Consider the following 18,718-nt stretch of genomic DNA (forward strand, 5'->3'; position numbering starts at 1 on the left):
AACCTTGGCTTTGTTTCTAGACTATGTAGTTGTCGAGGTTCGCTAAGCCCTCGGTCAGTCGCGCAGTTCAGCGCGTTTCCCTCAGGCGCTTTATCAATATAAGGCGGATTCCCTGGAGTGTCAACTACTTGGGACTATTTTGTTCCCGTGGCCTAAAACCCTTGCGGTGCAAGGGTTTTTATAGTTTAAAGGGGCCTCAAAGGCGGGCTTTGTTGATTTTTTCTTGGACAAAATCTTTTCGTTGGCGCTGTATCTAGCGCGGGGTAGAGGGAAAAGAACGGCACCCCTAGCGTTGTGGAATTCCTTTTGGGTAAGGGTTATAGGGCTTGAGGCGGCGCTAAGCTAGCTTTGTCATTAGAGATACGGACAAGCTAGAAAAATCTTTTTGGGCTTTATGGTGATGGGCTGCAAGCGGCTATCTCGGTCTATCGGTGGGGAATCTCTCGGCGCTGGGGTCAAGTCTGTTAAATACTATTAGAGGTTATGAGTATGAGTCTGGGTTATTAACTGGGGGAGAGCTGTGCATTTTCAAGCTGTGATTGCAACGCTGAATGATTTTTGGGCTAAGCAGGGCTGCGTGATTATGCAGCCCTATGACACGGAGAAGGGGGCGGGGACGAAGAGCCCCCATACGTTTTTAAGGGCGTTGGGGCCAGAACCTTGGTCGGTGGCCTATGCGGAACCCTGTCGGAGGCCGGCAGATGGGCGCTACGGGGAGAACCCGAACCGCTATCAGCATTATTTTCAGTATCAGGTGTTGATTAAGCCATCGCCTGAGAATATCCAGGAGACGTATATAGATTCGCTGCGGGCTCTGGGCATTAAGCCAGAAGACCACGACATTCGATTTGTGGAAGACAACTGGGAGGATGCGGCGGTGGGTGCCTGGGGCGTGGGCTGGGAGGTGTGGCTGGACGGGATGGAGATTACTCAGTTCACGTATTTTCAGCAGTGTGGGGGGATTGACTGCCGCCCGGTGTCGATTGAGCTGACCTATGGGCTGGAGCGGTTGACGATGTATTTGCAGGAGGTGGATGCGATCGCCAAGATTCAGTGGAACGATCAGCTCACCTATGGCGATATCTATATGCAGGCGGAGGTTGAGAACTCGACGTACAATTTTGAGGCCTCAAATCCAGAACTGCTGTTCACGCTGTTTGATCTGTACCAGCAGGAAGCAGAGCAGCTGATGGACCGAGGTCTAGTGCTGCCAAGTTATGACTATGTGCTGAAGTGCTCGCACACGTTTAACCTGTTGGATGCGCGAGGCGTAATTTCGGTAACCGAGCGCACTCGATACATTCGCCAGGTACGCGGATTAGCCAGGCGAGTGGCGCAGCTTTATTTAGAACAACGGGAGAAGCTAGGATTTCCTCTGTTGGCAGGCGAGCAGCGGGTTGTGGCCTAGACAATAGCTTTAACGAAGAAGGCGTCTCCGTTATCTATAGAGACGCCTTCTTCGTTTACCACAGGTAGTCAGCGATTTGACGCGTTAAGCGGATTGATGCAGCACTGTCTCAAGTGCGTGCAGCAGGGTATCGACGTGCTCTGGTTGGCTGTTGTAGCCCATGAGGCCAATCCGCCAAACCCTACCTCCCAGTTCTCCGAGCCCACCGCCGACTTCAATGTTGTAGTCGGTCATGAGTTGACGACCGACAGCTTTGGCATCAATGCCATCGGGTACGCGCACGGTGGTTAGGGTCGGTAGACGAAGGGATTCTTCAACGTGGCAGGTGAGGCCGAGATCCGCTAACCCTTGCCAGAAGTAGGTGGCGGTTTGTTGATGGCGTTGCCAACGAGTTTCTAGACCTTCTTCGGCTAGGAGACGCAGAGCTTCGCGCAGAGCATAGGTGAGGTTGACCGGTGCGGTGTGGTGATAAACCCGCTCTGGTCCCCAGTATTTTCGCAGCAGGGCTGCATCGAGATACCAATTTGCCACGGGCTGGCGACGGCGCTCTAGCTTGGCGACGGCTCGAGGGCTCATGGTGAAGGGGGAAATACCGGGGGCACAGCTCAGCCCTTTTTGGCTACAGCTATAAGCCAGATCAACCTGCCATTCATCGAGAAAAATTGGCACGCCGCCTAGGCTAGTAACGGTATCAACCAGCAGCAAACAGTCGTGCTCGGCGCAGGCTGCTCCTAATCCTTCGAGAGGCTGGCGAACTCCGGTGGAGGTCTCGGCGTGGACAATCGCTAGCACTGCGGGCCGATGCTCATCTAGGGCAGCGGTCAATTCTTCTAGGGTAAAGGCTTCGCCCCAGGGTCGGTGAATGGTGACCACGTCGGCTCCATAGCGCTGGGCCATATCGACTAAGCGGTGACCAAAGTAGCCTTTGACGGCAACGAGGACGCGATCGCCCGGTTCGACGGCATTGGCGATCGTCGCTTCCATCGCTGCCGAGCCGGTACCGGCCACAGCATAGGTAAGGGGATTACTAGTTTGCCAGGTATAGCGCAGCAGCTCTTGAACCTCATCCATCATCGCGAGGTAGGCGGCATCAAGGTGGCCAATGGGCTGCTGATTCATAGCGGCAATGACACGGGGGTCAGCGTTGCTTGGCCCAGGGCCTAACAACAACCGCTCGGGTACCGTTAGGGGAGGTAGAGGGGCTGGCGGTGCCAGCCGGGCAGAGGGATTGGGGAATAGGATAGTTGCCATGGGTAACACCGAAGACGATGGGTTGCTGAACCGAATGAACAGACTGAACCCATTCTCCTATGGATGCGACATTCCGTAGTGTGAAGCACAACGGTGGCCCTTTAGTCCACCAGTCTAAACAGGTCTACATCTCACTGTCTAAAGCTTTTAGCCACACCACAAATACAACGCCAGGATTTTGGGGGTAAGCAATAGCCTCTGGCGGCAGCCAAGGCGTACCCTGAACGGGGCTGACTAGATCGATATGCCCGCCCATGCCCTGCACCAGATCTTGCACGATGGCAAGACCTAGCCCCGTACCTGGAATATCGCCTTGGGCCCGCACACCGCGAAAGTGACGGGTAAACAACTGGGGCTGATCGCTTAGAGGAATACCTGCACCGGTATCGCCTACGGCAACTCCCTGGAACATCTGCTGGCCAAATCGCTGCACTAGTCCTGCGGCAACCCAAATTAGAGACCCGACAGGCGCATATTTTAAGGCGTTGTCGAGCAGGTTGTGGAGCACTTCTCCTAGAGCGGCTGCATCAAGCCAAACCTTGGGTAAAGGGGTGGGGATATGGTGCACCAAGTGCAGGCCCCGTTCATGGGCCAGGGGGGCAATGGACTGCACTAGGGGAATGGCAATCTCGGCGATCGCGCCGGGCCGCACATTCAGCGATCGTCCCAGGCCATGCCCGATCGTTGATGTCAAAGCTTCGAGGGGCTGCCCCTGGGTCGCTGCCAACCCACTGTTTAAAGTGTCTCCGCTATCGATAACGACCTGAGGGCGATCGCTCCATTCACTAGGTGAACTCGGTAGCAGCAACTTACCCGCTGGGGGGGTAGCAGCCTGCTCTAAGGTTTTATCCCCTTCGGCAACGGCGGTGTCAAAATGCTGGGCTAGATCTTGCAATCGTCGGCTCTCACGTACGATGCCTTCGGCAATTGGCCGGTTGGTGTCCTCGGGGGGTAGTCGTTTGACCATCAGTTTGCCAAAGGTCTGTAGCGCTGTGAGCGGATTGCGAAACTGATGCAGCAGATCGTGGAAGGTTTCAGACTGATCGGCTTGGGTTAGCTGACGTTGGTGAAGCTGACGCTGAAGCCATTGATTGCGCTGATCTAGCACATAGGCGATCGCCAATGTGTTGGCAACCTGCTCAGCCCGTCGATAATCGTCCGATGTCCAGGGCAGTGCTTCGCGGGTACTGACAATCATGCCCAGTACCACACCATCATGGGCCAGCGGCAATATTAGGGGATAGGCCGTCGCATCAGTCTCCACTCCTTCCAGACTTGATGCCGGCTCCATTCTAAACGGCGTCGAAAGCGGCCCCTTCTCTAAATAGATATGGGTGTTGGGCGGTATCCCAGCTAAGTCTCGATCTGAGCCAGCGGATTGATGAAGCCAGGATTCTGATGGAGCGATTGGGAATTGCTTGCCGCCATTACCTTCATTGCCTTCATCAAATACTGCCGCTAACCCTTCCCGCAGGTTCTGCCACAGTTCGGCGGTTTCTGGATAGGCCACCAGCGGTATCAGGTTAGGATTTATCGTCTCAACCTTAGCTTCGACCAGGTACACCACCGTGGAAGCAGCTCCTAGCGCCTGGGTCAATAGGAGTACCTGAGACTGGCACAGAGTGATGAATTCAGAGCTGGGAGAGCCAATCATGGCAGCGCAACATAAGAGTTTGACGGAAGAAAAATTAAAGTTTTGTCAATTTTTTAACAATTCTGTTCAGGCCTAGCCCCCTCAGACACCCTTGTATCCTTTATAGCTCTTAGTGTTCAGGGGTTTTAGGCCGATTTTTAAGAGAAGTTGAAATTCTTATTTTGAGCCTATATACTTGGCCTGGTTAACAAATTTTGTAACCGAAACTACATCCAAATATCCACTGAGAGGGAGGTAGGCAACTTGGCAAGGAGACGCAAGCGTAAGAGTCGTCGTCGCTTAGAAGGCCGTCGCATTTTGGAAGCTGTTCCTCAGTATAGTATTGAGAGCGGCAACGAAAAACCCGTAACCGCAGCTCGGAATTTTATTCATTCCGAGGGCATTGCCCCCCCAGCCCTGCTGCTGGTTAAGCGGAACGAGCACACCACCGACCGATACTTTTGGGCCGAGAAAGGTTTGTTTGGTGCCCAGTATGTAGAAGAGAATCATTTTCTTTTCCCCAGTCTGCGGGTGCTGCTCGGCGAAGAAGATGATGAAGAGAATGCCTCGGTTTTAGAGACCCTGACTCACTAAGGTAAGGATTTTGATCGCGGATGTCTGCTCTAACGATGCCGCCGTCAGAATCGCCCTACCCATAGAAAAAGCTAGCCCAAGGGCTAGCTTTTTTTTGTTTCAGCGGTCAAAACCTTGCTCTAGAGCAATCAGCTCATCGCGGTGGGCAGTAACCATAACCTTAGCAAGCGCTCCCTCTGATTGGTCATTGACCGTAGCGTCGGGCGGGATTTCTAAGCAAATTTTCTCATCGCGATCGGCGCCACGCCAGTAGAACCAACCGGCTAGTGGACTTAACACTAGCAAGCCCAGAAAGGTAGCGCCATAGGCTGGCCATAGATTGGCCAGTACCAAGGCAAAACAGAGAGCGCCCACAGCGGCAAGCAGAGTTAAGAATCCGGCCAGAAACAGGCTTGGACGGACTCTTCCCTGTAGGGTAATGCGCTGAGACTCTGCTTCGGCCGCGATCACAGCGTAGGCCCGCGCCTCAAAGTAGGTCGTCAGGTTTTGCAGTAACGTTAGTGGCTCAACGGGACGCGTTAAAGTCAGGGTTTCGATGCGGTCTTTGGTAGAAGCACGAATAAAAAAAACTAACCCCACTATCATTAGCAGGGTTAGAAACAGAGTCGAATAGAGAACAGTGTCAGTCACGCTGGGCCATGCAAAGCTACCTCTCTAGGGTACGGAATGTTGGATCATTCAGGTAGGCCTTGCGTCACTGATTCATCGATGGGGCGCGGAGTAGGCTGGGCTTTGGGCGCAGGCGGGACGAATTGGGTCACCCATGTAAGTTTTCCAAAACTCAGCCAGTTCCTCGGCCTGAAGCCGCCAGTCAGGGTTAAGTCGGTACATGCGGCGAGGACGACCCCGGCCTTCTACCTTTTTCCAGTAGCCGTCAATGGCGTTTTCGTCTTCCAAAAACTTAAGTGCTCCGTAGAGCACGGTATCTGACAGACGGTAGTGGGGATACTGGTGAGTCAACCGCTGGATCAATTCGGTGCCGTAGGAATCTTGCTGGAGCAATATCGACAACACGTAGCAAACGGCAAGCTCTTTATTGAGATAAATTGGCGGTGGATCCTCGAAGAACTGATAAATATCCTCAAATTTCATGGGATCGCTCCAGGTATATTTAAAGTTTGCCTGCCCTAGGACAAGCCAGAGTTAAAAGCAACCTATTAGCAGCCGACAGATTTGTAGGTTAATTCTAAGCACAGGTGATCCCCACAGTATCGAAGTGGGGGCAGATGGTAACTATCTGCAAATTTTTTTAGACATTATTAAATATTCGCCACCAAAGAATTTTAATTTGGATCCTTTGACTTGAACTTTTCCTAGAACACATTGCGCTAAGGCTATTCGCTTTGCAGGTTACGGCTATTGTTCAAAGGATTAATAGATCCATTGGTCTGAAATAGAATGCGGCCATCGCGCACGGCTGCTAGATGAATTTGAACCGGCCCTACCGTGAAGATATCAGTGGCAGTAATGGCCTGAAGTTCGGCCACCTGCCCCGACTGCTGAACAGTCTCTAGGAAGTTGAGCACCGTTTCAGGCCGGTTATCGGCTACCTGTAGCGTGTCACTGACGACGCCGTCTTGCCGAGCTCGAAATTGGGCGGCTGCCAGTAACAGGTTGAGGCGCTCGACTAGCTGGCGATCGCCCAGGGGAGGGGGGTCTAGCGTCACCGTTGCCAATCGCTCGCCCAGAGCATAGACCTGCTGATTGGGGGTAGCATCAATGAAGACCTGCACACAGGGTTCACCCTGCTGCACCACGCAGGGCTCACCCGTAATGTAGTTAGCCGCAGACAGCAGGCGCACCACGTAGTCTTCGCCGGTGGCCAGACGGTCAATCAGCGCCTCGACCTCGCGGTTGCCAATCAACAAAATTTGCTGGTCAATCACAGCTCCAGGGGCGATCGCCCGAGATACCAGACGGTTGGCCTCGAGTAAAAAGCCCGTGACAAACTCCTCTGCCTGCGCTCGATTTTCGGCGCGCCCTTGGCCGACTAAAATTTCCTGGTTGCGGTTGAGCGCAATGTTGCCCCGAAATAGCCCTTGGTACTGGGTTTGCAGCACCGCTACTTGCTGTTCTAAAAAGTCTTGCTCGGCCTCTAGGCTAGTCAGGCGCTGCTCGCGCTGGGCGATCGCCTGATCGCGATCGGCAATTTGCTCGTCTAGGGCGGCGATCGCCCGATCGCGATCGGCGATCTGTTTGCCAATTGTGGCCTGCTGCGCCAGCAGATTATCGCGCTGTACCCGCAGCGCATCGGTCGACTGTCGCAGCGCAGCAGCCTGCTGCGATACCGCATCTAGCTGGCCCAGAGTTTGGCGGAGTTCACTCTCAGTCGCTTCCTGCTGAGCTACCGCCTGGTTGAGCGATTGGTTAATTTCCTGTAGCCGGGCTAGCGCCCGCTGCCGTTCGTCAGTAGCCGACTCTAGATCAGCCTCTACATTCTCTTGAGTAGATTGAGCCTGGGCTAGATCAGCCTCGGCGCTGGCCAGATCAGCCTGAATTTTACCCAGCTCAAACACCCCAGTGCGCAGCTGGCTGCTCACCCCAAACAGCAGGGCCAGCGTAGAGGCTGAAATGACGCTGCCAGTAGCAATGCTGACTAAGGTAGCCGTTTGTCGAGGGCGTAGATTGAACAGGCTTAGCCGTGCTTTGCCTACCCGCGTGCCAACGCGATCGCCAAGGGTAGCAATAAAGCCTCCCAGAATTAAAACCGCCAAAATCAAGACGTAACCAGAAACCATGCACCAGCCACAGGGGAGTTTGCACTTACTCTACTGCATGGGTTGAGGCCTCGTACGCCCCAATATTGTCAATAGCTAGTTCGGCTACCAGAGCCACCACATCTAGCCAAGCCTAAACTAAGTAAACTGCTGACTCAGATTGACCGGATCATGAACAGTGATCTTCTTTTTATAAATAGAGATCATGCCTTCCTGGCGCAAATCTCCCAGGAGACGAGTCACCGTTACCCGCGTAGAGCCAATTGCCTCAGCAATAGCCTGATGAGATAGCTTCAAATCGATGGTGATGCCGTCCTGGCTTGGCACCCCAAAATCGCGGCAGAGAATGAGTAAGAAACTGACCAGCCGCGAGCCCATGTCTCGATGGGCCAAAGTTTCAATCATCATCTCGGTTTGCAAGATACGAGAGGACAACCCCCTCAACATCAGCAAGGCCAGTTCAGGATTTTCTTCTAACGCCTGCTCAACTTGCTCAATCGGCACCGATAAAAGCTCTACCGGAGTAAAGGCCACAGAGTGATAGAAGCGATCAGAACGATTACCGGTGATTAGCGACAGAACCCCAAACACGCTGTTCTCTCGCAGCAGGGCAACTGTGATTTCTTCACCCGCCTCGTACACCCGCGACAGCTTAACTGCCCCTTTCAGCAAAAAATATACCCGTTCAGCTGGGTCTCCAGGGAAGAAAATTGTCTTCCCCCGCTCATAGGATTCGACTACGGGGGGAAACGCTCCTCCGGATAGCTGACGAAAAACATTGGCAAGGGGCTTATCTTGGGTCACTACCATAACGTTCTGCTAAGAGCATCACAGAGGGCATCTGCACTAAATGTATTGTTTGGCTGTCGTGGTGACAGTCAAACTCGTAGCACAGACCACCTTGGGCATAAAGCATAAAGCAGTCTGACTGGTCTGGCACACCGACCAATGCAAACGTTCCATGACTTTAGATCACTTAACCTTAACTGCAAGGCAAGCGTTTGTATAACAAGTTACTTTATTGCTCTCAAGGCTGATTTTAGAACCCTTTCAGGGGTTCCAGCAAAATCTTTAAGGGTCTAAACAACCACAAATGAGGTGGCTGGCAGTCGGAACAAAGAACAGCCGACCCGTTGCTTCTAGTCGGGAACTAGCGCCTACTGGCGTAAAACACAAGCAGTTACACAGAATTGCTTATACCCGACTTTTTTGGTCGGGTATGTTTGACCAAGTATTGTCACCAGTGTTACGTTCTGATCAACTTAGCGAAGTTAATCACCGCTCCTCCGAGAACCTAGGGAAATGCCATGACGCAGTCTATCGAGCAAGCGATCGCCACCAAGCCTACCTTTTCAGCACTGAAATGCCGAGAGTGTGGGGAAACCTACGACCTGGGTGCCAAGCATGTATGCGAAGACGTCTGCTTTGGCCCCCTAGAGGTTGCCTACGACTACGATGAGATTCGTCGGCGGGTCACTCGCAGCACCATTCAGGCAGGGCCACTGTCAATCTGGCGCTACAAAGATTTTTTGCCCGTTAGCACCGATAACCCCATTGATGTGGGCACTGGCATGACGCCCCTAGTACGGGCCAATCGGCTAGCGCGGCAGCTAGGGCTAAAAGAACTCTATATAAAGAATGACGCTGTCAATATGCCCACCCTTAGTTTTAAGGATCGGGTGGTGTCAGTGGCGCTAACTCGAGCGCGCGAGCTGGGGTTCACCACGGTGTCTTGTGCCAGCACGGGCAACTTGGCAAACTCTACAGCGGCGATCGCCGCCCATGCTGGCCTTGACTGCTGCGTGTTCATTCCTGCCGACCTAGAAGCTGGTAAGGTACTGGGCACTCTCATTTACAACCCCACCGTCATGGCCGTGCAGGGCAACTACGACCAAGTGAATCGTCTGTGCTCTGAAGTGGCCAACACCCAAGGCTGGGGGTTCGTCAATATCAACCTGCGCCCCTACTACTCCGAAGGGTCTAAAACCCTCGGCTATGAGGTAGCTGAACAGTTGGGTTGGCGCTTGCCCGACCACATCGTAGCGCCGCTGGCCTCTGGGTCACTGTTCACCAAAATCTACAAAGGTTTCCAAGAATTCGTTAAGGTCGGCCTCGTTGACGATAAGCCCGTTCGCTTTAGCGGTGCCCAGGCCGAGGGTTGCTCTCCCATTGCCCAAGCCTTTAAAGAAGGCCGCGATTTTGTGACTCCGGTCAAACCCAATACGATCGCCAAGTCTATTGCCATCGGCAACCCCGCCGACGGTATCTATGCTCTCGACATAGCTCGCAAGACCAACGGCAACATCGAGTCAGTCACCGATGCTGAAGTTATTGAAGGCATGAAGCTATTGGCCGAAACCGAAGGTATTTTTACCGAGACCGCTGGAGGCACTACTATTGCAGTGCTCAAAAAGCTGGTAGAAGCCGGTAAAATTGACCCTGATGAGTCTACAGTCGTCTACATCACCGGCAACGGCCTGAAGACCCAAGAAGCTGTGCAGGGTTATATTGGTGAGCCCTTTACCATTGAGCCTAAGCTCGACAGTTTCGAGCGTGCCCTGGAGCGTTCCCGCACCCTCGACCGGCTGGAATGGCAGCAAGTGCTGGTTTAGGGTATGAGGTTTAAGGTTTAAGCAGCCCATTTTCTGCTCAAACCTTGAACTCTATTCCCTATGCCCTTTTGATCAATCGATTTAATTTTCCCGATTCATTTACTACACCCATGGCTGTAAAAGTACTAATCCCGACTCCGCTGCAAAAGTTTACCAACAACCAGGCTGCTCTGGAATGCAGTGGTGGCAATATCGTAGATCTGCTCAATGATTTGGAGAGCAACTGCCCTGGCATCAAAGCCCGGCTTTGCGACGACTCTGGTGAGCTGCGCCGCTTTGTTAACTTCTACGTCAACAGCGAAGATATTCGCTTTCTCGACGGCAAAGAGACCGCTCTCAACGATGGCGACGAAGTCAGCATCGTCCCTGCCGTAGCCGGAGGCTGATGTTAGCGCCAAAGACAAGCTATTGGATCAGAAAATACTGAGCAAAAGCTTTTGCTCAGTATTTTTTTGGGCAGCCGCTGATAGTTTGGACGTGACCAGCAGTAGAGCAACGACTAAGGCTTTCTCATGCTTGCGGTACAGGCCTAGGAAGGGAATACCTGCCTAAAATGGAGCGTATTTGCTTTGGAGGAGCAGGTGATTCTCGATCAACTTCCGGTATCCCGCGTGAACGCTCGCAGCACCGATGCCTTTGATATTCACAACAGTCGGTTTTGTGAGGGCAGCAACCCCTACCTCAATACGGCGGCGTTCGTTTTCGACTTTGCCCTCTCGGGAAACAGCGACCCGCTGCCGATGGCGGCCTATGTCGAGGCGGTGGGCGATCGCTACCCTCACCTCAAAGAGCACACCTACGACTCCTTTGCCCATCTCTTTGCCCAGGTGGCGGCAGAGGTCAACCGGCTCGACATCGGCCTATATCTGCACCGCTGGAGCGTGACCCACCGAGGTGAGCGCTGCTGCATTGCCATCGAAGCGCTGCACGGTCGCACGACGCGATCGGTGGTCTACGCCGTGTGGGACTGGTTTGAGGCCATCACCCAAGACCATCAGTTTTATATTGAAGACCAGGTTGAAGTCTTTCAGCGGCTGTTTCGGCAGTCGGTCTACGGTGGCCCCACGGTCTATGCGCTGCTGCGAACCGCCCACGAAAAGGGCATTCCCGCCTTTTATCTGTGGGATGAGGGGTTGATGCAGTATGGCTATGGCAAAAAGCTGGTGCGCGGCGTGGCGACCACCTTTGATACCGACAGCCACCTAGACTCAGACTTCACCACCCGCAAAGACGACTGCAAAGCCTTTCTCAGCACCCTGGGGTTTCCGGTGCCCAACGGCGAAATCGTCACGACCCGTAAGGAGGCTCTAGCCGCCGCCGATCGCGTTGGCTATGCGATCGCAGTAAAACCGGTGACGGGGCACAAGGGGGAAGGTGTAACCGCAGACGTGCGCGACGATGAGGAACTGGAAGTCGCCTTCGATCGCGCCGTAGCAGCCATTCCTGAAGACCAGCCGGTAGAAGTGATTGTCGAGAAGAGCATTGCGGGCTCCGATTTTCGGATCTTGTGTGTCAACGGTCGATTTGTGGCCGCTATGGAGCGCCGCCCCGCCTCCGTCACTGGGGATGGCGAATCCACTATCAGCGAACTGATTCGTGACGCTAACCGAGCCGCCCATCGCAGCGACACCCCAACCTCTCCCCTGGGCAAGATCAAAACCGATGGGGCGATGGAGATGTATTTGGCGGAGCAGGGGTTTAGCCTGGAGAGCGTGCTCGAGGCCGATCAAACCGTCTATCTGCGCAAGGTAGCGAACTTATCTGCCGGGGGGGTGAGCATCGACGCCACACCCACTATTCACCCTGACAATGTGGTTTTGGCCCAGGATATTGCCCAACATTTTCGCCTGACTTGTTTGGGCATTGATGTGATTACCCGTGACCTGTCGCGATCGTGGAAGGACGGCAATTTTGGCATTCTAGAAATCAACTCTGCGCCGGGGATTTCGATGCACCTCAACCCGTCGGTGGGCGATCGCGTCGATGTCACCTCCCCCATTCTCGAAACCTTCTTTCCTGAAGACACCAACATCCGCATTCCCACCATCACTTTCAATCGGGTTTCGATGCGCGATTTGCAAGAGCTGATCGACCATCTGCTCTTGCAATATCCCAACTGGGTGATTGGGGCAGTGTGTCGGGAGGGCGTGCTAATCAACCGCTCTGAAAAGGCCCTGAGCCCTAACTACAACGTCAACGTGCGCAACCTGCTGCGCAACCCCAGACTTGACATGTTGATTGCCGAATATCGCGGCGACATCTTTGAGCAAGACGGCATGTTTTACTCGGGCAGCGACATGGTCGTTTTGGACAACCCAACCGAAACCGAGACGCTGCTAACCCGCGATATCTTGCCCCACTCGACCGTGGTGGTGCGCGAGGGCAGCAATGTCTCGATTCGCCGCCAGGGGCTAATTGAGCAATACCGGCTGGGTAGCGGTGAGCCCTTTAGCCGCGTCTATCTCAAGGAGACAGGGACGATCTTGCCCTCCAGGGAGGGGCAGTAGATGCGATCCACTGAGGTTGTACGACCCAGGCTCCCTCATTAGCAAGATGCTGCCTGGCCCTGAGTTTTTTACTATGCGGTTGTAAACCATCGGGCTAGGTGGTTGCCAGCGCTGCCCCTGCGGCCTTTGCCTCCTACGCCCGCGCGCGCGAGTATTAGAACGATGAGCGATACCACCGTCATAAAAGTCACCTCTGAAGCGGCACCGATCGGTGCCATGGGGCAAAAGCATCTGGCCCTCGGCAAAAAGCTGGCCATGCGGCTATGGGAAAACGAGCAGCCCGGCGAGGCCAAGCCCGAAACCCAGCGCCCCTACGAGGCGATCGGCTACGTGATTAATGGGCGAGCTGAGCTACAGCTCGAAGGTCAGACCGTCGTGCTAGAACCCGGTAACTCCTGGGTCGTTCCTGAGGGGGCATCGCACACCTACAAAATTTTGGAACCCTTTACCGCCGTTGAGGTGACTACGCCCCCGGCTGTGGTGCAGGGTCGCGATCGCGCCTAGCGTTGGTTGACTAGGGTGTCTCCCCTGCAAGCGACCGTTAATTTACCACTGATCCGTTCTGAGCCAGGAGTAGACTGTGTGGCGCTCAACTTACTCATTTTCTTTTAACTAAAAGCAGCCGCTGAGGCGATTTAATAGTCTCTGCAAGCTAAAAATGTTTCAAAAGAAGATGGGCACAAATAGATTTCGCCTCAAAGGCTGGCTGAGCGCCTGGCTGGTTGGATTGCTAGCTCTGGTTGTGGTCGTGGCCTGTGCGCCCCAATCCGACAATCCAACGGCTGCGGATTCAGCCGCCTCTCCTGAGGCGTTGACGGAGCTCAAGTTTGGGGTTGGGCCTTATTTCCCCACCCCCAATGAGAACCGCAAGCAGTTTGAGCCGCTGTTTGAGGCCGTGGCCCAGCAGCTAGATTTGCCTGCCGATGTGACCGTGGCCGACGACTGGATTGGTATCTCTGAGGCGCTGCGATCGGGCACGCTGGATGTCGCCTGGTTAGGCCCCTGGGGCTATGTGCTGGCCCACCACAACGAGCCTGCCCTGGAGGCGATCGCCACCGTTAAATATAAAGACAAACCCACCTACTACTCAGTGCTGATGGCCAAAGCCGACGCGCCCTTTGACACGCTGGACGAGGCGATCGCCCTGAGTCAGCAGGGGCAAAAGCTCAAGCTCAGCCTGGCCGACGTAGGGTCAACCTCGGGCTGGCTGATTCCCCAGGCGGAGTTTAAGCGGCGGGGGCTAGACCCCGAAACGGTGTTTGACTACAGCGAAGGGGCCAGCCACGCCGCCCAGGCGATCGCGGTGCTGAGCGACCAGACCGACATTGCCTCGGACTACGATCGCAACCTCGACGTGCTGACCGAGCAGGGCAAAATCGACAAAAGCCAGCTCAAGATCATCTGGCAATCTGAGCCGCTACCCAATGACCCGATCGTCGTGCGGGGTGACTTTCCCGCCGAACTGAAAACCAGGCTGCAAGATGCGCTGGTCAACCTCACCCCAGAGCAAACCCAAATTCTGTTGCCCAAGAACTACACCGGCTTTGAGGTCTCCGACGGCAGCAACTATAGCCCGATCGAGACGGCTGGCAAATCCGTAGGCAAGCTGGAGTGATGGAGCCACCCTCCAGTAACGGTAGCCATCCGGTCACCGATTTCGATGCGCTCTTACAGCGCGAGTGGCAGCGACAGGGTGGAGTTTGGCGAATCCTCCAGCAGGGCTTTTGGGGGGTGCTGGCGGTGGCGGTGGTCGTCGCCAGTGCCCACGGGGCCGAGGTCGATCCCCAGCAGTTTTGGTCGCGGCTGCCCCAGCTAGGTGAATGGTTGGTGCGGCTGTTCCCCCCCGACTTCTCAGAGCTGCCCAGCTTCTTAGGAGCGATCTGGGAGACGCTGGCGATCGCCATCATCGGCACGGGCGCGGCCATGGTGGCGGCGCTGCCCCTGGCGGTGGTGGTGGCCCGTAACGTCACCCCGTTTAGGCCGCTATCGCTGCCCTTACGGAGCTTCCTCAACCTGCTGCGGGGCATTGACACGGCCATTTTTGCCCTGTTCTTTGTCTCGATTGTGGGCCTTGGCCCCTTTGCTGGAGCGCTGGGGGTAGCGCTGCACACCACTGGGTCGATGGCCAAGCTCTACGCCGAGGTGTTAGAAACCCTGCCGCCTGAGCCGATCGAAGCGGTGGAAGCGACTGGGTGCGATCGCATGCGCACCTTTACCTTTGCCGTCTTGCCCGAAGCTTTGCCCGGACTGATCGGCATCAGCCTCTACCTGTGGGAATTTAACGTGCGATCGTCGATAATTTTGGGCATCGTCGGCGCGGGCGGCATTGGCTACGAACTGCTGGTCAGCCTCAAGCTGCTGGATTTTCCTCGGCTCTGCACCATTTTGCTGCTGATTTTGGCCATGGTGACGCTGATCGACGCCCTCAGCGCTCGGCTGCGGCAGCGGTTAGGATGAAACCATGCTGAGTATTGAACACCTGTCTAATGTCTACGACCGCAACCGCACCGCCCTGGACGACATTAGCTTTCAGATTGAGCCGCACACCTTCACCGCCATTTTGGGGCCGAGCGGGGCGGGTAAAACGACGCTGATGCGCTGCATCCTTCAGCTGATCAAGCCAACGGGGGGCCAAGTGTGGTTTCAGGGCCAGAACCTGACCACCTGCTCCGCTCGGGAACTGCGGCAGGCCCGCACCCAAATGGCCACCATTGCCCAGCAGTTCAACCTGGTGCGCCGCCGCACCGCGCTGGAAAACTGCCTGGGCGGGCGCTTACAAGATCTGCCCCTCTGGCGCTGCTGGCTCAACCAGTTTCCGCCAGAGTTGCTGCGGGAGGGCATGGCGGCTCTGGAGCGGGTGCAGCTCTTGGATGCGGCCTTTCAGCGGGCGGATCGGCTCTCGGGCGGACAGCAGCAGCGAGTGGCGATCGCCCGCGCCCTCACCCAGCGAGCCAGCCTGATTTTGGCCGATGAACCTGTAGCCAGCCTCGACCCCGAGACGGCCCACACGGTGCTGGGGCTGCTGCGATCGCTCTGTCGCAACGAAGGGCTGACCGTGGTGTGCAACCTACACCAGGTCGAGCTGGCGCTGACCTATGGCGATCGCATCCTCGGCATTCAGGCGGGAAAATTAGTGCTTGATCGACCCACTAGCCAGGTAAATGCAACCAGCCTGGACTTAATCTACAAATCCTGAGCGGACGTTCTCGACTGGGCATTGCAAAATTTCACCACAGGTTACAATCACCCGGAGAGTCTGAGATGCCCCTACCTGTCCTCGTTAACGGCCTTGTATGCGTAGCAGGCACCCTGCTGGGCATTCTGTTTGCCGGGGCGAGCCTGATTAGCATCGCGAATATGAAGGTGCCCTGGGTCAACTTGCTCTTGGTCGCCGCGCTGCTGGTTCCGGTCATGTTTGTCGTGTCGGGGGTCGGTGTGGCGATCGCGTACGACCGCATGCCGCTAGGGGTGATCTATGGCCTGGTGGCCTTGCCGTGGCTCTACGGCACAGGCTTTGTGTTGCTCATGCTGCGGTCTTTCTAAAGGTAACACCCTCGCTCTAAACGTCATGATTTGAACTCCCTGTCCAACGCTTAAAACGTTGGGGCTTTGCTAAATGGCGGCATAGATTTGAGCAGGGACAAACGACCGTTTGCCCCTAAAAGGAACGTTTTTTGGGTGTGTACCTATATCCAGCCATCCCAGCGTTGGTAGTGGGGTTAGCTAGAACAAACTGCCCATCGCCCGCAGCATATTCTGCGGTTGTAGGGCTGCCTCTGCTGCCGTCGGCTCGTAGCCGCAGTGCACCATGCAGTCGGCACACTCGGGGTTGCCGCTCTTGTGGCCGTACTTCTCCCAGTCGGTGTTGTCGAGCAATTCTTGGAAGGTTTCGTAGTGGCCTTCGTTTAGCAAGTAGCAGGGTTTTTGCCACCCCAGCACGCTGTAGCTGGGGCTGCCCCAGGGGGTGCAGTCGTAGTCTTTTTGCCCGGTCAAGAAGTCTAAAAAGAGCGGGTTGTGGTTAAATTCCCACTTTTTTTTGCCTGCCGTAAACGGAGCCAAGATTTCTCGAAACAGCGCTTTGGTCTGGTCGCGCTTAAGGAAGTGCTCCTGGTTGGGGGCCCAATCGTAGCTGTAGCCCGGCGACACCATCATGCCGTCTACTTTCAATTCGGTGAGATAGTCAAACAGAGACTGGATTTCCTGGGGGTCGGTACCCTCAAACACGGTGGTGTTGGTGGTGACCCGGAAGCCTCGCGCTTTGGCGGCCCGGATGGCGCTGATGGCAATATCAAAGACGCCATTGCGATCGACGCAGCGATCGTGCAGGTCCTTCATGCCGTCTAAGTGCACGCTAAACGAGAGGTAGGGCGAGGGCGTGAATTTGTCGAGACTTTTTTCGAGCAGCAGGCCGTTGGTGCAGAGGTAGACAAACTTCTTGCGCGCCACTAGGCCCTGTACAATCTCGTCAATTTGCGGGTGCAGCAGCGGCTCCCCACCGGGAATCGAAACCACCGGGGCACCGCATTCTTCCGCCGCCGCAAAGCAGGCTTCGGGCGACAGGTTCTGCTTCAAAATTTCTTTAGGATGCTGGATTTTGCCGCAGCCCGAGCAGGCCAGGTTGCAGCGAAACAACGGTTCTAGCATCAACACCAGAGGATATTGCTTGCGCCCTTTGAGGCGCTGAGTGACAAGATACTGCCCCACGCCCAGGGCCTGCTGCAAACTGATTGCCATGTCTCTTCACTCCTCGATTGGGGAGGATTCGTCAGCATAACCGCTAACCGGGCCAGCAGCCTAGGTCACGGCGGCAGCTGATGCGTCGAACCCTGATGGTGATACCCAACTACCGTAATTCATTTTGGCAAAAACGGTTGTCTCCGCCCCCATCCCTTGCCCACCTAGCCTGCGATCGCCGCTGGGAGTTTTGGCCCAAGCCACGCCTCTGGGACTGACGGTGTAAGATGCGGTTAATTCTGCCCGTGGCCAAGTAGCCGCCTACAGGTACCCTAGATGCTTAGTAGCCCCAGATACCATTCATCCAAGTTGATTCACCGTTAATGCTCTGTTAAAGCTTACAGAATGAAAGTCAACCAGTATGGTTGAAAGCCAAAGCAACGTGAGGAGAGCGCTCAATGCCGTCGATTAAATCTGCGTTGGACCTGCTGAAGGAGACCAGCCGAACATTCTTTATTCCGATCAGCTTACTCCCTCCTGGGCTTCAGGAAGCGGTGGCATCTGCGTACCTGTGCATGCGGGCGATCGACCAGATTGAAGACCATCCGACCCTAGACGGCAACACCAAAACCAAGCTGCTGCGCCAAATTAGCCTCAACCTGCAAGCGGGCACAGAATCCTCAGCGGTGACCGATTTTGCGGTGGGGTTAGAGGGCCACAGCGAACAACTTGACGAGGTGACCCAGCGCATTGGCGAATGGGCCTTGCTGGCCCCCGATACGATCGCCCCCCGCATCTGGGATGCCACCGCCGCCATGGCCGATCGCATGGCCTACTGGGCCGAGCAAAACTGGCGGATCAAAACCGAAGCCGATCTCGATCGCTACACCTTTAGCGTGGCCGGGGCCGTGGGGCTGATGCTCTCTGACCTCTGGGCCTGGTACGACGGCACCGAAACCAGCCGCATGGAAGCAATTGGCTTTGGGCGCGGCCTGCAATCGGTGAATATTTTGCGCAACCACCTGGAGGACAAAGATCGCGGCGTCGACTTTTTCCCGGAGGGCTGGACGGCGGACGACATGCAGCGTTACGCCCGCCGCAACCTCAAAATGGCCGATGCCTATACCCAAGCCCTGCCCACGGGGCCAGCCCTGCTGTTTTGCCGCATTCCCTTGGCGCTGGCGACGGCTACCATCGATGCCCTAGCCCAGGGCCGAGAGAAACTCAGCCGGGCCGATGTGATGGCGATCGTGACGCCGCTGCTCGGCGTTGGCAAATCGATCGAACTTATGACTAAAGTCTAGTTAGACCGGTTGCCTCTC

Annotated in this window: 18 protein-coding genes; 11 read left to right on the forward strand and 7 right to left on the reverse strand. The window is 55.4% G+C overall.

Translation table 11 applies throughout. The features are described from left to right. Positions 1-520: 520 nt before the first annotated feature. On the forward strand, positions 521-1,408 hold the full coding sequence (gene glyQ, locus H6G07_RS06055) for a glycine--tRNA ligase subunit alpha (RefSeq protein ID WP_073607501.1): 888 nt from the start codon (positions 521-523) through the stop codon (positions 1,406-1,408). Between the two features lie 84 nt (positions 1,409-1,492). Here glyQ and H6G07_RS06060 read toward each other — a convergent pair whose 3' ends face one another. Continuing rightward, entirely contained in the window at positions 1,493-2,659 is a 1,167-nt protein-coding gene (locus tag H6G07_RS06060; RefSeq protein WP_073607502.1) for a pyridoxal-phosphate-dependent aminotransferase family protein, read from the reverse strand. Positions 2,660-2,783: 124 nt separating this feature from the next. After that, positions 2,784-4,313 (reverse strand): sensor histidine kinase, encoded by a 1,530-nt coding sequence (locus H6G07_RS06065; RefSeq protein WP_073607503.1) that lies wholly within the window; start codon positions 4,311-4,313, stop codon positions 2,784-2,786. A gap of 243 nt (positions 4,314-4,556) precedes the next feature. Between H6G07_RS06065 and H6G07_RS06070 the strand changes: the two genes are divergently transcribed. Further along, positions 4,557-4,886, forward strand: a complete 330-nt coding sequence (locus H6G07_RS06070) for a DUF3155 domain-containing protein (RefSeq protein ID WP_073607504.1) — start codon at positions 4,557-4,559, stop codon at positions 4,884-4,886. Between the two features lie 99 nt (positions 4,887-4,985). On the opposite strand, the gene H6G07_RS06075 is transcribed toward H6G07_RS06070, so the two are convergent. The 4 genes from H6G07_RS06075 to ntcA all read right to left on the reverse strand — a co-directional run bounded on the left by H6G07_RS06075 (position 4,986) and on the right by ntcA (position 8,413). Then, positions 4,986-5,516, reverse strand: a complete 531-nt coding sequence (locus tag H6G07_RS06075; protein WP_073607505.1) for a cofactor assembly of complex C subunit B — start codon at positions 5,514-5,516, stop codon at positions 4,986-4,988. Between the two features lie 72 nt (positions 5,517-5,588). Next, positions 5,589-5,978 (reverse strand): PadR family transcriptional regulator, encoded by a 390-nt coding sequence (locus H6G07_RS06080; protein ID WP_073607506.1) that lies wholly within the window; start codon positions 5,976-5,978, stop codon positions 5,589-5,591. Between the two features lie 242 nt (positions 5,979-6,220). Further along, positions 6,221-7,624, reverse strand: a complete 1,404-nt coding sequence (locus tag H6G07_RS06085) for a DUF3084 family protein (protein ID WP_073607507.1) — start codon at positions 7,622-7,624, stop codon at positions 6,221-6,223. A 117-nt stretch (positions 7,625-7,741) separates the two neighbouring features. Further along, complete coding sequence (gene ntcA, locus H6G07_RS06090; protein WP_073607508.1) at positions 7,742-8,413, reverse strand: global nitrogen regulator NtcA; 672 nt, start codon at positions 8,411-8,413, stop codon at positions 7,742-7,744. A 497-nt stretch (positions 8,414-8,910) separates the two neighbouring features. Here ntcA and thrC point away from each other — a divergent pair, with 497 nt between their 5' ends. From thrC to H6G07_RS06130, 8 genes are all read left to right on the forward strand, one after another. Beyond that, on the forward strand, positions 8,911-10,215 hold the full coding sequence (gene thrC, locus H6G07_RS06095) for a threonine synthase (protein WP_073607509.1): 1,305 nt from the start codon (positions 8,911-8,913) through the stop codon (positions 10,213-10,215). A gap of 110 nt (positions 10,216-10,325) precedes the next feature. Beyond that, the gene (locus tag H6G07_RS06100; protein WP_073607741.1) at positions 10,326-10,601 is read left to right on the forward strand and encodes a MoaD/ThiS family protein; all 276 of its coding nucleotides are present in this window, start codon (positions 10,326-10,328) and stop codon (positions 10,599-10,601) included. 183 nt (positions 10,602-10,784) lie between these two features. Continuing rightward, positions 10,785-12,722 (forward strand): ATP-grasp domain-containing protein, encoded by a 1,938-nt coding sequence (locus H6G07_RS06105; protein ID WP_199311942.1) that lies wholly within the window; start codon positions 10,785-10,787, stop codon positions 12,720-12,722. 162 nt (positions 12,723-12,884) lie between these two features. Then, complete coding sequence (locus H6G07_RS06110) at positions 12,885-13,226, forward strand: cupin domain-containing protein (RefSeq protein WP_073607510.1); 342 nt, start codon at positions 12,885-12,887, stop codon at positions 13,224-13,226. Positions 13,227-13,395: 169 nt separating this feature from the next. Next, positions 13,396-14,337, forward strand: a complete 942-nt coding sequence (locus H6G07_RS06115; RefSeq protein WP_139296953.1) for a phosphate/phosphite/phosphonate ABC transporter substrate-binding protein — start codon at positions 13,396-13,398, stop codon at positions 14,335-14,337. Beyond that, positions 14,337-15,179, forward strand: a complete 843-nt coding sequence (gene phnE, locus H6G07_RS06120; RefSeq protein ID WP_073607512.1) for a phosphonate ABC transporter, permease protein PhnE — start codon at positions 14,337-14,339, stop codon at positions 15,177-15,179. Before H6G07_RS06115 ends, phnE begins: the two co-directional genes overlap by 1 nt. 4 nt (positions 15,180-15,183) lie before the next feature. After that, positions 15,184-15,918 (forward strand): phosphonate ABC transporter ATP-binding protein, encoded by a 735-nt coding sequence (phnC, locus tag H6G07_RS06125; protein ID WP_073607513.1) that lies wholly within the window; start codon positions 15,184-15,186, stop codon positions 15,916-15,918. 65 nt (positions 15,919-15,983) lie between these two features. After that, entirely contained in the window at positions 15,984-16,265 is a 282-nt protein-coding gene (locus tag H6G07_RS06130) for a hypothetical protein (RefSeq protein ID WP_073607514.1), read from the forward strand. A gap of 180 nt (positions 16,266-16,445) precedes the next feature. Here the strand turns inward: H6G07_RS06130 and hpnH are convergent, their stop codons facing one another. Further along, on the reverse strand, positions 16,446-17,456 hold the full coding sequence (gene hpnH / locus H6G07_RS06135; RefSeq protein WP_073607515.1) for an adenosyl-hopene transferase HpnH: 1,011 nt from the start codon (positions 17,454-17,456) through the stop codon (positions 16,446-16,448). Between the two features lie 398 nt (positions 17,457-17,854). On the opposite strand from hpnH, the gene H6G07_RS06140 reads away from it, so the two are divergent. Then, positions 17,855-18,700 (forward strand): squalene/phytoene synthase family protein, encoded by an 846-nt coding sequence (locus H6G07_RS06140; protein WP_073607516.1) that lies wholly within the window; start codon positions 17,855-17,857, stop codon positions 18,698-18,700. The last annotated feature ends 18 nt before the right edge of the window (positions 18,701-18,718 follow it).

Origin of the sequence: Phormidium tenue FACHB-1052, from assembly GCF_014696675.1 — a bacterium.
Lineage (GTDB): Bacteria > Cyanobacteriota > Cyanobacteriia > Phormidesmidales > Phormidesmidaceae > Nodosilinea > Nodosilinea tenuis_A.

Bases quoted from the DNA above. Each gene is read 5' to 3' on its own strand.
- ntcA (WP_073607508.1), bottom strand. From the start codon at position 8,413: ATGGTAGTGACCCAAGATAAGCCCCTTGCCAATGTTTTTCGTCAGCTA.
- thrC (WP_073607509.1), top strand. From the start codon at position 8,911: ATGACGCAGTCTATCGAGCAAGCGATCGCCACCAAGCCTACCTTTTCA.
- phnE (WP_073607512.1), top strand. From the start codon at position 14,337: ATGGAGCCACCCTCCAGTAACGGTAGCCATCCGGTCACCGATTTCGAT.
- H6G07_RS06100 (WP_073607741.1), top strand. From the start codon at position 10,326: ATGGCTGTAAAAGTACTAATCCCGACTCCGCTGCAAAAGTTTACCAAC.
- H6G07_RS06110 (WP_073607510.1), top strand. From the start codon at position 12,885: ATGAGCGATACCACCGTCATAAAAGTCACCTCTGAAGCGGCACCGATC.
- H6G07_RS06115 (WP_139296953.1), top strand. From the start codon at position 13,396: ATGGGCACAAATAGATTTCGCCTCAAAGGCTGGCTGAGCGCCTGGCTG.
- H6G07_RS06080 (WP_073607506.1), bottom strand. From the start codon at position 5,978: ATGAAATTTGAGGATATTTATCAGTTCTTCGAGGATCCACCGCCAATT.
- H6G07_RS06065 (WP_073607503.1), bottom strand. From the start codon at position 4,313: ATGATTGGCTCTCCCAGCTCTGAATTCATCACTCTGTGCCAGTCTCAG.
- H6G07_RS06060 (WP_073607502.1), bottom strand. From the start codon at position 2,659: ATGGCAACTATCCTATTCCCCAATCCCTCTGCCCGGCTGGCACCGCCA.
- H6G07_RS06130 (WP_073607514.1), top strand. From the start codon at position 15,984: ATGCCCCTACCTGTCCTCGTTAACGGCCTTGTATGCGTAGCAGGCACC.
- hpnH (WP_073607515.1), bottom strand. From the start codon at position 17,456: ATGGCAATCAGTTTGCAGCAGGCCCTGGGCGTGGGGCAGTATCTTGTC.
- H6G07_RS06085 (WP_073607507.1), bottom strand. From the start codon at position 7,624: ATGGTTTCTGGTTACGTCTTGATTTTGGCGGTTTTAATTCTGGGAGGC.
- H6G07_RS06140 (WP_073607516.1), top strand. From the start codon at position 17,855: ATGCCGTCGATTAAATCTGCGTTGGACCTGCTGAAGGAGACCAGCCGA.
- phnC (WP_073607513.1), top strand. From the start codon at position 15,184: ATGCTGAGTATTGAACACCTGTCTAATGTCTACGACCGCAACCGCACC.